Here is a 13708-nt window from a genome sequence, read left to right as displayed (position 1 = left end):
GTCGTCGGGATCGCGAGATCCCGGCAGAGCTCACCCCCGACCGATCAGGTGTGGGTGGGGAACTCCGGAGAAACGGGGACGGAAGGAGTGGCGCCGGTATCAGCGCGTGACGCCGAGAAACAGGGGCCGGCCGATGAGGCGGCCGCGGGGGTCGACGAGACGCAGATCGTCGTTCGCCTTGGTGCGCGTCGGGACGACGGCGCCGGTGGTGAACTCGACTGCCGTGTACTCGGTGCCGGTGAGGCTCCAGGTCGTGCCGTAGCTGTCGGTCATCATCGCCAACCCCTCCTCTCTGTTCTCGGGTCGGTCACTTCCGCCCCGGATCGAGGCGTGTCGCGTCGAGCGACATGTCGAGAGTAAGTGGACGTCCTCGGGCCGTGCAACGCATTTACGGACATCGGCGTGGCGGAGCCCGGAAAGGGTCGAGCGCGCGTGCGCGTGGGCCCTCGAGGCCGGGCCCCGCTCAGGGGGTCGCGGGCCCCCCGCCTGCGACGACGGCGAGGACGTCGTCGCCGTACAGACCGAGCTTTCGCGCACCGACGCCACGGATCCGCGACAGCATGGCCCGGTCGGTGGGCCGGTGCCGGGCCACGGCTTCGAGGGTGGCGTCGGTGAACACGACGTACGGCGGCACCTTGGCCGCGGTCGCGACCTCGAGACGCCAGGTGCGCAGACGCGCGAAGAGCTCCTCGTCGTAGGTCGGCGGGCAGTCCTCGCAGCGGCCCCGCGTGCGGTCCGACGCGGTGTCCAGCTGGACCCCGCACCCGACGCACACGACCGGTCGTGAGCCCCGTCGCTGCGCGGGGCGACGCCCGCCGGCGGCCGCCGATCCGGGCCGGGGACCGCCACCACGCGAGGCCCGGGCCCCGTCGCCGAGGACCGAGGCCGCCGGGCCGAGGAATCGGGACGGGCGCCGCGTGCCGGCACCTCCCGGTGCCCTCGCGAGGGCCCAGGACACGCACAGCTCGCGGCGGGCGCGGGTGAGCCCGACGTAGAGCAACCGGCGTTCCTCCTCGACCGCCTCGACCCCCTCGGCCATCGAGATCGGGATGAGCCCCTCGCTGGCCCCGACGAGGAAGACGACGTCCCACTCCAGGCCCTTGGCCGCGTGCAGCGAGGCGAGCGTGACGCCCTGAACCGTGGGTGCGTGCTGGGCGGCGGCGCGTTCGTCGAGGTCGGCGACGAGGTCCCGCATGCGGGCTCCGGGCGTCGTCCGGACCAGGTCGACGGCGAGCTGCACGAGCGCGTCGAGGGATTCCCACTGCTCGCGGACCGCGCCTCGCCCGAGCGGCGGCTCGGGCGACCACCCGACCGCCGAGAGCACGTCGCCGACGGCGACGGGCAGTGAGATCGCCGGGTCGTCGGCCCGGACGGCCCCGCGCAGGAGCAGATGGGCGCGTTTGACCTCGGGCCGGGCGAAGAACCGTTCGCCGCCGCGCACGAGGTAGGGGATGCCGGCCTCGGCGAGGGCGTCCTCGAACGCCTCGGACTGGGCGTTGGTGCGGTAGAGGATCGCGATCTCGGCCGCGGGGGTCCCCGCGTCGAGCCGCCGCCGCACCGCCTCGGCGACCGCGGTGGCCTCCGTGGGGTCGTCTGCGTATGCACTCAGCGTGGGGGTCGGCCCGGCCTCTCCCTTCGCGACGAGCTGGCGCCCCTGCCCACCCGACCCGGCGAGCACCCGGTTGGCGAGGTCGACGATCTGGGGGGAGCTGCGGTAGTTGCGGGTGAGGTGGACGACCCGGGCCGTCGGGTGCGCCCGGGTGAACCCCACGAGGTGGCGCGGGGAGGCGCCGGTGAAGCTGTAGATCGTCTGCGCGGGGTCGCCGACGACGCACACGTCCTGCCGCTCCCCCACCCACAGGTCGAGCAGCCGCTGCTGCACGGCGTTGACGTCCTGGTACTCGTCGACGACGAAGTGCCGGTACTGTCCGCGGACCTCCCGGGCGATCTCCTCGGACTCGCCGAGGATGCCCACCATGAGGAGGAGGACGTCCTCGAAGTCGATCACGCCCCTGGCGGTCTTGGCGTCCTCGTACCGGGTGAGCAGCCGCGCCATCGTGTGTGGGTCGAGACCACCGGTCTGCCGGCCCTGTCGTTGCGCGACCTCGGCGTAGGTGTCCTCGGTGAGCATGCTGACCTTCGCCCACTCGATCTCGGCCGAGAGGTCGCGCACGACCGCCTTGTCGGTCGCGATGCGCAACCGGTTCGCGGCCTCGGCGACGATCGGGGCCTTGTGGGGGACGATCTCGGGCGCCGCACCACCGACCGCCCGGGGCCAGAAGTAGTGCAACTGACGCAGCGCGGCGGAGTGGAACGTGCGGGCCTGGACGCCGTGGACCCCGAGGCCCCGCAGACGCGTGCGCATCTCGCCCGCCGCCCGCGCCGTGAACGTCACCGCGAGCACCTGCGAGGGACGGTAGGCCGCGGAGGACACCCCGTAGGCGATGCGGTGCGTGATCGCCCGCGTCTTGCCCGACCCCGCGCCCGCGAGCACGCACATCGCCCCCAGCGGCGCGCTCGCCACCTCGCGCTGGTCGGCGTCGAGGGCGGCGAGGATGTCGTCGGGACTCGCCGGGGCGGCGGAGCGGGGCGGGAGGGCGTCGTTCATCATCACCGATCCTGGCAGACGCCTCCGACAGCCCGTCGGGGTCCAGGGGGTCGACCCCGGGGAAGACCCGTGGGCGCGGTGCCGAGGTGATTCGCGGCGGGGACTACAGTGGCGGCGCCCCGCCCAGGGGCACACCCAGACGAGGAGTCCCCATGCCCACGCATCCCGTCGTGCCCGCACCCGGTTCGGTCACCGTCTACGCCACGTCGTGGTGCCCGTTCTGCTCGATGCTCCTCGCCGATCTCGACCGGGAGTCGCTGGCGCACACCGTGATCGACGTCGACACCGCCCCTGACGCGGCGGCGGCGTCCGCGTTCGTCGAGGGTGTCAACGGGGGCAACCGCGTCGTCCCCACCGTCGTGTTCCCCGACGGCACCACCGCGACCAACCCCTCCCTCGACGACGTCCTCCTGCGCCTCGCCCGCTGATCGCCCACGGCGGGATTCCGCGTCCGTGAACCGGTCGCTCAGGTGGGCCGGTGCCAGGCCGGGCCGCCCAGCTCGTCGACGCCCGGGACGAAGAGCGCCTCGCCGTACCAGGCCTCGATGAGGCGCCGGGCGATCGACATCCGCCCGGGCAACATGAGCGACCCCGCCGCCACGCCCGCCCCGACCTCCGCCCGGGTGTACCACTGGGCCTCGGCGATCTCCCCGGGGTCGATCTCGAGACCCGGGTCGTCCACCCATCCGGCGAACCCGAGCATGAGCGAGGCGGGGAACGGCCAGGGCTGGCTGCCGTGGTACTCCACCCGACCGACGCGCACGCCGACCTCCTCGGCGACCTCACGACGCACCGCGTCCTCGAGCGACTCCCCCGGTTCGACGAACCCCGCGAGCACCGAGCGCCGGCCCTCCGGCCACTGCGGCGAGCGGGCGAGCAGCAGCCGGTCGTCGGCGTCGCGGATGCCCATGATCACGGCCGGATCGGTGCGGGGGTAGTTCTCCCGTCCGTCGTTCGTGCACACCCGCGTCCACCCTGCCGAGGCGACCCGGGTGGCGGCCCCGCAGCGGGGGCAGAACCGATGGGTGCGATGCCAGAGCAGCAGACCCTGTGCCGTCATCCACCACCCGACGTCCCCGCTCGGCATCCACGGGCCGACCTCCCGCAGCGTCCGCCAGACGGGCTCCGCCCGGCCGTCCGGGTCGGCCCCGGGCCGATCGCGTCGCTCGGCTCGATCGGTCCGTCGTGCGTCGTGGTCGCCGGACGAGCGATCCAGGCCCGGCCGCCCGATCGCGACGAGCGCGGGTCCCTCCGTCGCGGCGTCGACGCGGGCGGGGTGGTCGACGCGGTCGGGGTGATCGACGTCGCCGCCGCGTCCCAGGAGGATGACGAACTCGGCGTCGAGGTCGCCCGCGCGGGGGGCGCGCCAGGAGAGAACGGGTGTGCCCGACTCCTCGTCGAGGACCGGAGCGCGGTCGCCCACGACCTCGAGGACCCGGGTGGCCGGGTCGGCCAGCGCGGTGGCCGCGTCCCAGGCGGCGCGTTCCCGCCCCACCCGCTCCTGGAGGGGCCGGTCGGGTTCGCTCGGCGGGCGGTCGGGGGACCCGTGAGTGGTGCGACGGGTCGGAGCCGCGGACGCTCCCTCCGTCGCCTCGCCGTGGGGTCGGCGTGTCTGCCCGCCGTCGGGGACCGTTCTCATGCCTCCACCGTAGGCGGGCAGAAGACGGCGAGCCGCGCGGGTCGGGCACCCCGACGTGGTGGGCGTGAGGGCTACCGTGTGCGGGTGAAGATCACTCCCCACCACCTCGCCGCCCTCGCCGACGCCGCCGTGCCCGGTCTGTTGCCGGTGGGGCTGCACATGGTGGCGGAGAACATCGGCGAACGGTTCCACGTCGGGTTCGTCGTCGACGACGAGGACCGCGCCTGGGTGGTGCGGTTGCCCGCCGACCGCGTGTCGGCCGCGTCGCAGGAGGCGTCGATCCCGTTCCTGCGAGAGATCGCCCGGCATCTTCCCTACGCCGTGCCGGAGCCTGCCGGCACGGCCGCGCTGTCCGACGGTCGCCCGGCGATGGTCTACCCCTACCTTCACGGACGCATCGTCGACTTCGCTCTGCTGCCCTCCGGGCCCGGCATCGCGACCGGGATCGGGGAGGCCCTCGCGGCCCTGCACGACGTCCCCGTCGGCGCACTCGACGAGACCGGCGTCCCCGTCTACGACGCCGAGGCATGCCGCCACCGGCTCGTCAGCGACGTGGACCGGGGCGGGCGCACCGGTCTGGTGCCCCCACAGTTGCTCACCCGCTGGGAACGCACGCTGGAGGACGCGTCGTGGTGGGACTTCGAGACCGTCCCCGTGCACGGCTACCTCTCCAACGCCCACCTGCTCACCGACTTCCCCACCGAGGACACGAGTTCCGGTCGGGTCTCGGCGATGGTGAGCTGGGAGGGCGCCAAGATCGGCGACCCCGCCGAGGACCTCGCGGCGCTCGCCCGCTCGGCCCCCGCGGACGCCGTCGAGACCGTCTTCGGTGCCTACGCCCAGCACCGACGGATGCCGGTGGATCCCCACCTGCGGGAACGGGCTCGACTGCTCGGCGAGTTGCGGCTCCTCAGCCGTCTGCTCGCGGCACACAGCAGTGGTGACGAACCGGCGGTGGCGCACGTCGTGCGCACCATGCGCCGGCTCGTCGATCTCCTCGCCGAGGACTCCTTCTCCCCGCATGCCGCCGGGCACCACTCCCCCGTGCCCGTGAGTTTCGAGGACGACCCCGTCGACGAGGACTGGTACTCCGCCGGGGGTGCGTCGTCGGCACGGGCCGCCGTCCCGGTCACCCCGGCGCAGGACACCCCCGCCGACGCGGCGACGCCCGCCGACGCGGCGACGCCGACCGACGCGGCGGCGCCCACCGACGCGGCGGCGCCCACCGATGGCGGCGAGCACTCGGCGACGGAGGACGGCGCGTTCCCCGAGGAACACGACCACCGCACGCGCTGACCGCCCGGCCGACCCCGCACGCCCGGCACGCGCACCTACCGCCCGTCCTGCCCTCGCAGGCATTGCTCCGCCCTGCGGGTCGTGCCGCTCCCGCGCGCAGTGGTCCTCGTTCCGGGCCGTGACTTCTCGCCGGCACTGCTGACCCTCACGGGCGCTGCTGCCCCGTCACGGGCGCTGCTGCCCCGTCACGGGCGCTGCTGACCCTCACGGGCACGGCTGCCGGTCGCGAGCACGCCTCCTCACGGACCCGCCGATCGCCCTGCCTCGCCGTGATCGTCGTGACGAGCTCCCGGCATCCTGCGCGCCGCAGGTGGGCCTCGCACCGACGCGCGCGGCCCCGGCCGCGCCGACCGTGGGGGCCGCGTGGCCGCCCACGCTGCCTTCCCGGTGTCGGTGGGCTCGACTCGCCCCGGCACGTCGACCGTCGGGCTCACGACATGCCCACTCCGTCACCGAGATCGTCCCCCGCCTCGGGGATCCCGACGCCGCCGGCGCGTCCTCGGACCGGCCCCTCGGTGGCCTCGGGGTCCTCGGTGAGCCCGGCGACGAGAGCGACGAGGTCGTCCTCGTCGGGGAGTTCCGGGTACACGGTCGTGCCGGTCGCGGCGTAGTAGAACGCGGCGTGCACGTCGTCGACGGAGAGTCCGCGCCACCGGGCGTACGCGAGCCGGTACACGGCGAGCTGGAGGCTGCGATCGGCGAGGCGTGCCGGCGAGGGCGGTGCCCCGCTCTTCCAGTCGACGATCGTCACGCCCCCGCCCGGGCGTGGGAACACCGCGTCGATCCGGCCCCGCACCGGCAGTCCGTCGACGACGGTCTCGAGGGCGACCTCGACCTCGAGCGGGGTCGCCGCGGCCCAGGGGCTCTCGAGGAACAGTCGCCGCGCCCGGTCGAGATCCGGCGTCGCCTCGTCGTCGTCGGCGTACCCCTCGAGGTCGAGGTCGTCGACGAGGCTGGCGCTGCGGTAGTGCTGTTCGATCCAGGCGTGGAACGCGGTGCCCAGGCGTGCGGCGGTCGCGGGCGGGGACGGCATCGGCCGGCGCAACCGGTCGGCGAACCCCGCTGGGTCCGAACGGAGTTCGACGAGCGCCGACGTCGACAGGTGACCCGGCAGCCGGGCGCGGCCGGCGCGTCGTCCGCCCTGGGCTCGTTCGACGAGGAGCAGGTCGACGAGCTCCACGAGTCGGCCGAGCTCGAGACGCTCGTCCTCCGCGACGTCGAGGAGGAGGGTCGAGAGGGCGGCGGGCGGCTCCCCGGAGGCGGACGACGACGACACGGCGTGCACCCAGGAGGCGGCGAGCTGGTCCGCCCGGTCCCGCGGGTCGTCGCGGGTGAGGGGCCAGCGCGCGGCCGGGGTGTCGGCGAGGGCTGGATTCTCCGCGTCGGGGGTGGGGTCGGGGGCCCAGGTGAGGGTGTCGACGAGGCCGGTCCGATCGCGCAGCTCACCGAGGAACCTGGAGGTCACCCGAGGCGTGGCCCCGTCGAGCCACAGGCTCGCGGAGAGCAGCAGCCGGTGCCGGGCTCGGGTGAACGCGACGTAGGCGAGTCGTCGCTCCTCCTCGAGGGCGTGGTGTCCGCCCTCGGCGGCGAAGGTCTTGACGGCGGCGGCGAGTTCGGTGAGGTCGGCGACGCGTCGCCACGGGAGGTCCGGCAAGCCGTCCCGGTCGCCCCGCAGGTCGTAGGGGATCGCGCCGAGCCCCGTGATCCATCCTCTCGAGGTGGGCGAGGGCAACCCGCCATTCGGCTGCGGCCGGTAGGTGCGGTGCGACGGGAACGCCGCCTCCACGAGGCCGGGCACGGCGACGACGTCCCATTCGAGCCCCTTGGCGGCGTGCACGGTGAGGACCTGGACGGCTCCCTCGGTGACGTGCGAGGCCGGTGAGTCCAGCCCCCGTTCCTCATCGCGCGCGGCGTCGAGCCAGTCGAGGAAGCCCCCGAGCGTCGGGCGGTCCGCACCGTGCGCGAACGCGGCCGCGGCGTCGGCGAAGGCGTCGAGGTGGCGCCGGGCGGTCTCGGGCAGGGTGTCGAGGGAGGCCGCGACCTCGACGTCGACACCGAGGGTGCGTTCGGCGAGGACGACGAGCTCGGGAAGGGGATGACCGACGGCGGACCGGACGGTCGCGACGGCCCCGGACAGCCGCATCAGCCGCTCGCGCGCCACGTCGGAGATCCGCTCCCCCTGCCCGCCGACCCAGTCGGTCGGGGGCAGGGTGTCGACGGCCTCGACCAGGCTCGGCTGCTCTGCGTCGTCCGAGGCGGGCGGTGTCGCCGTCGCCGCTCGAGAGGTACCCGCCTGCTCACCGCGGCGCCGGTGCAGATGGCGGGACCAGGCGCCGAGCGCGTCGAGGTCGGCCGCCCCGAGGCGCACCGACGGCCCCACGAGGAGCCGCACGAGGGCGTCTCCGCGCGTCGGGTCGTGGACGACGCGGAGGAGCGACACGACGTCACTCACCTCCGGGCGCGTCAGCAGTCCGCCCAGACCGACGACCTCGACGGGGATGCCCCTGGCTCCCAAGGCGTCCGCGATCGCGGCGAACTGGGCACGGCGACGGCACAACACGGCCGCGCTGATGCCGCTGTGGCGACGGGAGGACCCCGGCGCCCACCACTGCTCGGCGATCCAGTCGGCGACGAACTCCGCTTCCTCGGGTGCGGTCTCGAGGCGGGCGGCCTCGACCCGCCCCACACCGGCGGACGGCGCAGGCCTCAGCTCCTCGACGGGCACGGGACTCGCCGCCGACAGCGGCGCGGCCGTCGCGTTGGCGACGTCGAGGACCGCCACGTCGTTGCGCCAACTCGTCGACAACGGCAGGACGGCGGGGACGAGGGCCGTCCCGCCCGAGGGGCCCGGTGCGTCCTCATCGACCGATTCCGACGAGGAGACCGACCCCGTCGGAACGGTGAACCGTGCGGGAAAGGTGGCGAGGGTCGTCGCACTCGCGCCGCGCCAGCCGTAGATCGACTGGTGCGGATCGCCCACCGCCGTGACGGGGCGGGTGACCCCGGCGCGCGGATCCGCGAACAGGGCATGGAGGAGCCTCATCTGGGCCTCGCTCGTGTCCTGGAACTCGTCGAGGAGCACGACCGAATAGCGCGCGCGCTCGGCGCGGGCCACCGCGGGATCGAGCTCGGCGAGGTGGGCCGCGAGGGCCATCTGGTCGGCGAAGTCGAGCGATTCCGCGCGGGTCTTCGTGCGCGCGTACTCCTCCAGCAGGGGCAGGAGCCTGCCCTGAGCACGGACGTGGGCAAGGAGGTCCTTGGCCTCCTTGGGCATCGACGTGGCCCGCCCCGATCCCTGTGGCAGCGCCTGGACGTGGTCGGCGAGGTCGCGCAGGTAGGCGCCGAGATCGGCCGTCGTGCACAGGTGTTCGGCGAGCTGCCCGGCGAGGTCGCGCACGGCGGCGGTGACCGTCGACTCCGCGTTGGCGACCTCGTCCATCGGCCCGTCGTAGCGCGCGACCACCTCGTGGGCGTACTGCCAGGCCGCGGCCTCGGTGAGCAGCCTCGCGTCGGGCTCCACGCCGAGACGCAGCCCGTGCTCGCGCACCAACGATCCGGCGTAGGCGTGATAGGTCGCCACCGTGGGCAGGGCATCGGCGTCGACGAGGGGATCGACGGTGCGCGCGCCGGTCGGATCGGTCCCGTCGGCGCTGCCGAGACCCGTGGCGGCAAGACGCCGCAGACGCCCGCCGATGCGCTCGGCGAGTTCACCGGCGGCCTTCCGGGTGAACGTGAGACCGAGGATGCGCTCGGGGGCGACGAGCTCGTTCGCGACGAGCCATACCACGCGCCCCGACATCGTCTCGGTCTTGCCCGACCCGGCACCCGCGACGACGAGCATCGAGGTGGGGGGTGCCTCGATGACGGCGCGTTGCTCGGCGGTCGGCGTCGGCAGGCCGAGCACATGCGCGATCTCGACCGCGGAGTGCCGAGGCCGGGGGGCTGTCCCGGGCCCGGCGGGCTGGTCGCCCCCGGGACGGTCGGCGCGCGGCGTCGTCATCGCAGCATCTCCCCCTCGGGCTGGATCGGGCAGCTGAACCGGGATTCACACACCCGACACCATGTGCCCGCGTTCGCCCGGAACGTCGATCCGGCCATGCCCTCGGCCGTGCGGGTGAGCAGGTCGTGGGCCCACCGCGGATCCTCGTCGCCGGCGAGCGGCTGCTGCTCCTGCAGCAACCCCCGCCGGCCGCCGCCCTTGCCGATCTGCATGAGGGCCGCACCCGCGGACTCGCGCCCGTGGGCGGCGAACCCCCCCTCCTCGACGGCCACCTGGTACGCCCCGAGCTGGGGATGGGCGGGGAGCTCGGCCCCGGTCGGCTTGCTCGTTCCCGTCTTGAGGTCGATGACGCGCAGTCGTCCGTCCGCGTCGCGTTCCAACCGGTCGACCCGGCCCCGGACGACGGCCCGGCCGAGCTCGACCTCCACGTCGATCTCGGTGCCGACGACCTCCCATCCGGCCGCGAGCGCCGTCGCGTGTTGGCGGTGGAGCCGGTCGATCATCGCGACGGCGTCGTCGTGGGTGCGGCGTGAGATCCACCCCTCAGGCAGATCGAGCTCGGCCCAGCGCCGGTCGAGTTCGGCGAGAAGCGCGGCGTGGTCGCCGTTGTCGACCGTGGCCGCCACCTCGTGCACGAGCGTCCCGATCGACGAGGCGACCGTGCCCTCGCCCGCCTCACCGCCGGAGGCGGTGAGCAACCACCGCAACTCACAGCGTGCGAACGCCTCGACCTTGGACGGGGACACGGCAAGGGCCGCGTCCGGGACGCGTCGGGGGCGGTCGTCACTCGTGTGCCGCAAGGACCACCAGTCACCGGGGTCGGCCCCGGGCGTGCCGGCCTCGCCGAGACGGGCGAGCAATGCCGCCACGAGGCGGTCGGCGGACGACGGCGGAAGATCGGCAGCCTCGCTGTCGTGACGTGTCGGACAAGGGTGTTCGGTCCCCGTCGGCCCGGCGCCCTCCGTCGGCCCTGCGCCCTGGAGGCGCCGCTCACCGTCGGCGCCCCTCGCGGTCGAGACCGCCGCGAGCGCGCTGCCGGCGAGCCGCCGACGGAGCGTGGCGACGAGATCCGCGGTCGTCATGGGGGGCGGAGGCGAGGCGAACGGGCGCGGCTCGTCCACCGGGTCGAGGAGGTCGAGGAACGGCGAGGGGGTGTCCTCCTCGCTGCGGACCGCCGTCGCGATCAACCGCCGGCGTGCGCGACTCGCGGCGACGAGGAGGAGGCGGGTCTCGTCGGCCCGGATGGCGCTGCGGGCGGCCTGAGGCGAGAGACCGCGACCGGTGAGGACGTCGACGAGCGCCGCCGAGCCGAGGACGGAGCCCCGCAGGCGCAGATCGGGCCACACGCCCTCCTGCAGTCCGGCGACGACGACGAGATCCCACTCCCAACCGGCGGCCCCCGCCGGGGTCGTGAGGGTGACGCATTCGTCGGCCGGTGCGCGGGCCACGAGGGTGTCGCCCGCGACATCCTGACCTCGGACGTGCTCGAGGAAGCCGTCCGGCCCACGCAGGGGCAACCGGTCGACGTACCGGGCGGCGGCATCCATGAGGGCCACGACGGCATCGAGATCTCGGTCGGCGCGCAGGCTGCCGGACAGGGCGGCCCGGCGCCACGGGTCGGCGAGCCCGGACGCCTCCCACATGGCCCACAACACGGACTCCGCCGTGACCCCCGGGCCCCACCCCTCGTCGTCCCTCGCGGCAGCCCGGACCCCCGCGGCGAGGACCTGACGGATCCGCCGCAACCCCGCCGCCGGAGCGTCGACGTCGAGGAGGTCGACCTCGTCGAGGATCGGGTCACCGTACGCCGACGCCACGAGCAGGTCGTCGGAGGCACGCACCGTCGACCGGTCCCCCACGGGGTGGGAGGACCGCGTGTCACCCGGCGCCTCGACCGCGGCCTCGACGCCCTCGCCCTCGGCACCGATGCCCCCGCCCCCACGGCTCAGGCCCCGATCGCCCACGGCGGCCCCATCGCCCACGAGGCGATCCCCGGCACCGTGGTCCCCGTCGACACGGCGCCTCTCGGCGCGACGCAGGGCCCTGAGAAGACGTCGGACACCGAGGGAATCGGTCGCACCGAGCGGAGAGGCGAGAAGATCGAGGACGGCACCCACGTCCAGCCCGGCCAGCCCCTCGCCTTCGTTCCGCGACGTCGAGTCGTTCGCCGGACCGAGTCCGTTCGGTCTCCCTCCGGGTCCGTCTGGGGCGCTCTCGACCAGGGCGAGCGCGGCCTCGAACAGTCGGAGGAAGGGTCGCACCGCCGGCTCCTCCCGGAGCGGCACCTGGGCCCCCGGGACGTCGACGGGGACACCCTCCCCGGCGAGCACCCGGCGCATCGTGGCGCTGCGCCCGGCCCCGCGGACGATGACGGCCATGCGCGAGTAGGGCAGCCCGTCGACGAGGTGGGCCTGCCGAAGACGAGCCGAGACGTAGCGGGCCTCGGCCGTCGCCGTCGCGAGCACCGCCACGTCCACCTCGCCGTCCTCCTCGACCGCCCCGTGCGCCTCGGCATCCTCGGGCACGTCATGGTCCCCACCCCCCACGGCATCGATCGCGGGCACGCCCCCGCTCGTGTCGCCCCCCGGGTCCTCCCACCCCGCACCGCCCGCCGAGTCCGGCACGCCGGCCTGCGTCGGGGCCCCGGCCACGGCCCGCGCAGTCCCGACGGCCTCGGCCGCGACCACGCCGTCACGTCCGGCGGACGGGACCCCGCCGTCCGTGGCCCGCCCGTCGTCGACGGAGGCGGCGGTGGGCGACGTCGAGTCCTCGGCCCAGTCGAAGAGCGTCGGCTGATGAGGCCGGGCAGACGTCGTCGCCCCGGCGCCGAGGGAGAGGGAGCGGCCAGGGTTCGACGTGCCCGACGCCGTCATCGTCGAGACCGGGGATGACGAGGGCCCCCCAGCCGTCGAGAGCGCGGCAGCTGTCGAGAGCGCCGCGGACCTCTCGTCGGCCTCGCGCGCCACGGGCCCTCCCGTGTCGTCGGCGCGACCCAGCCGATGCGCGACGGCCCCGACGGACCCGATCCGCTCGGCGATCCGGACGACGACCTCACGGATGCGCGGCGGGAGTCGCCAGGACCGGGTGAGAACGCAGGTGAGGGAGGCGACCTCGGCCATCATCAGCCCCGGGTCGGCACCGCGGAAGGTCTGCGTCGCGGCGTCGGGATCGCCGACGAGCACGACCTCCGTCCTGGGACCCCGCAGCAGGCGGACGAGCCGGGCCGCGGGCGCCGTGAGCTCCTGGGCGTCGTCGACGACGACGACCCGAACCTCGTCGTGCACCCTGTCTCGTGCGGCCGGGTCGTCCTCGAGCAGGTCGGCGGCCGCGGTGAGGATCCAGGCGGGGTCGTACCCGCCCGGCGACGACAAGGCGGTGACCTCGTCGTACTCGGCGAGCACCTCGGCAGCGGCCGCCCAGGCGGGGTTGCCCTCGCGGACCGCAAGCGTCTCGAGGCCCTCGGCGTCGAGACCGTGTTCGACCGCGCGCATGAGCAGGTCGCGCAGCTCGGCGCGGAATCCCCTCGTGCGGGTGGCCTCGGCGAGGCTCGCCGGCCAGTTCGGGCGTCTGCCGTACCCGCTCTCGTGCCCGGCGAGGAGCTCACGGAGGACGACGTCCTGCTCGGGACCGCTGAGCAGTCGCGGGGCAGGCGCCCCGCGCTCAGCGGCGTCGCGGCGCAGGAGGCCGAACGCGAACGCCTGCACGCTCGACACCAACGGGGAGGCCGTCGTGGCGGCGAGCTCCGCGGTGAGCGCGTGACGCATGCGCGCGGCCGCCACCCGGGTGGGCGCGAGGACGAGCGTCTGCTGGGGGGTCACCTCGCCCGCCCGGACCCGGTCGAGGACGGCGTGCACGGCCACCGTCGTCTTCCCCGTCCCCGGGGCGCCGAGCACCCGCACGAGCGGCCCGCGGGCTCGCGCGGCCCGCCGCTGCGACTCATCGAGCCGTGCCCACCCCACGACCCGCGAGGAACGGTCGCGCACGAATCGGAGCGTCCCGACACGCCCGGCCTCCCCCGACCGCGGGGACCCGGATCGACCCACCGCGCTCGCCGCGTCGGCCGCGGTCGGCGCTCCGGAGACCGGCCCGGGAGTGTGTGGCGTGCTCATGTCGCCATTGGATCAGAGGCCGCCGACAACGGTTCGTCCCCGACGGCTCCGCGCCT

At 74.8% G+C, this 13708-nt stretch carries 7 protein-coding genes; 2 read left to right on the top strand and 5 right to left on the bottom strand.

Translation table 11 applies throughout. The annotated features are described in order from the left end of the window. Positions 1-99: 99 nt before the first annotated feature. Positions 100-276 carry a hypothetical protein gene (locus RT054_RS05780; RefSeq protein WP_313022550.1) on the bottom strand — a complete coding sequence of 59 codons (177 nt, stop codon included), beginning with the start codon at positions 274-276 and terminating at the stop codon, positions 100-102. 187 nt (positions 277-463) lie between these two features. Beyond that, positions 464-2611: an ATP-dependent DNA helicase UvrD2 gene (locus tag RT054_RS05775; protein WP_313022548.1), complete on the bottom strand. Its 2148-nt coding sequence runs from the start codon at positions 2609-2611 to the stop codon at positions 464-466. 149 nt (positions 2612-2760) lie between these two features. On the opposite strand from RT054_RS05775, the gene RT054_RS05770 reads away from it, so the two are divergent. Next, positions 2761-3036 carry a glutaredoxin domain-containing protein gene (locus RT054_RS05770; RefSeq protein WP_312718840.1) on the top strand — a complete coding sequence of 92 codons (276 nt, stop codon included), beginning with the start codon at positions 2761-2763 and terminating at the stop codon, positions 3034-3036. Positions 3037-3074: 38 nt separating this feature from the next. Here RT054_RS05770 and nudC read toward each other — a convergent pair whose 3' ends face one another. Next, positions 3075-4247, bottom strand: a complete 1173-nt coding sequence (gene nudC, locus RT054_RS05765) for an NAD(+) diphosphatase (protein ID WP_313022547.1) — start codon at positions 4245-4247, stop codon at positions 3075-3077. Between the two features lie 84 nt (positions 4248-4331). Here nudC and RT054_RS05760 point away from each other — a divergent pair, with 84 nt between their 5' ends. Further along, the gene (locus RT054_RS05760; RefSeq protein ID WP_313022546.1) at positions 4332-5543 is read left to right on the top strand and encodes a phosphotransferase; all 1212 of its coding nucleotides are present in this window, start codon (positions 4332-4334) and stop codon (positions 5541-5543) included. A 430-nt stretch (positions 5544-5973) separates the two neighbouring features. Here RT054_RS05760 and RT054_RS05755 read toward each other — a convergent pair whose 3' ends face one another. Beyond that, positions 5974-9543 (bottom strand): ATP-dependent DNA helicase, encoded by a 3570-nt coding sequence (locus RT054_RS05755; RefSeq protein WP_313022545.1) that lies wholly within the window; start codon positions 9541-9543, stop codon positions 5974-5976. Beyond that, positions 9540-13652, bottom strand: a complete 4113-nt coding sequence (locus RT054_RS05750) for a PD-(D/E)XK nuclease family protein (protein WP_313022544.1) — start codon at positions 13650-13652, stop codon at positions 9540-9542. The genes RT054_RS05755 and RT054_RS05750 overlap by 4 nt, the downstream gene beginning before the upstream one ends. Positions 13653-13708: the final 56 nt, after the last annotated feature.

Source organism: Mobilicoccus sp., from assembly GCF_032060985.1.
Classification (GTDB): Bacteria; Actinomycetota; Actinomycetes; order Actinomycetales; family Dermatophilaceae; genus Mobilicoccus.
Note: the sequence above shows the minus strand (reverse complement) of the source record. Positions and strands in the feature narration are given on the sequence as shown.

Excerpts from the sequence above, each read along its gene's own strand:
- RT054_RS05750 (WP_313022544.1), bottom strand. The coding sequence starts at position 13,652 with ATGAGCACGCCACACACTCCCGGGCCGGTCTCCGGAGCGCCGACCGCG.
- RT054_RS05770 (WP_312718840.1), top strand. The coding sequence starts at position 2,761 with ATGCCCACGCATCCCGTCGTGCCCGCACCCGGTTCGGTCACCGTCTAC.
- nudC (WP_313022547.1), bottom strand. The coding sequence starts at position 4,247 with ATGAGAACGGTCCCCGACGGCGGGCAGACACGCCGACCCCACGGCGAG.
- RT054_RS05775 (WP_313022548.1), bottom strand. The coding sequence starts at position 2,611 with ATGATGAACGACGCCCTCCCGCCCCGCTCCGCCGCCCCGGCGAGTCCC.
- RT054_RS05780 (WP_313022550.1), bottom strand. The coding sequence starts at position 276 with ATGATGACCGACAGCTACGGCACGACCTGGAGCCTCACCGGCACCGAG.
- RT054_RS05755 (WP_313022545.1), bottom strand. The coding sequence starts at position 9,543 with ATGACGACGCCGCGCGCCGACCGTCCCGGGGGCGACCAGCCCGCCGGG.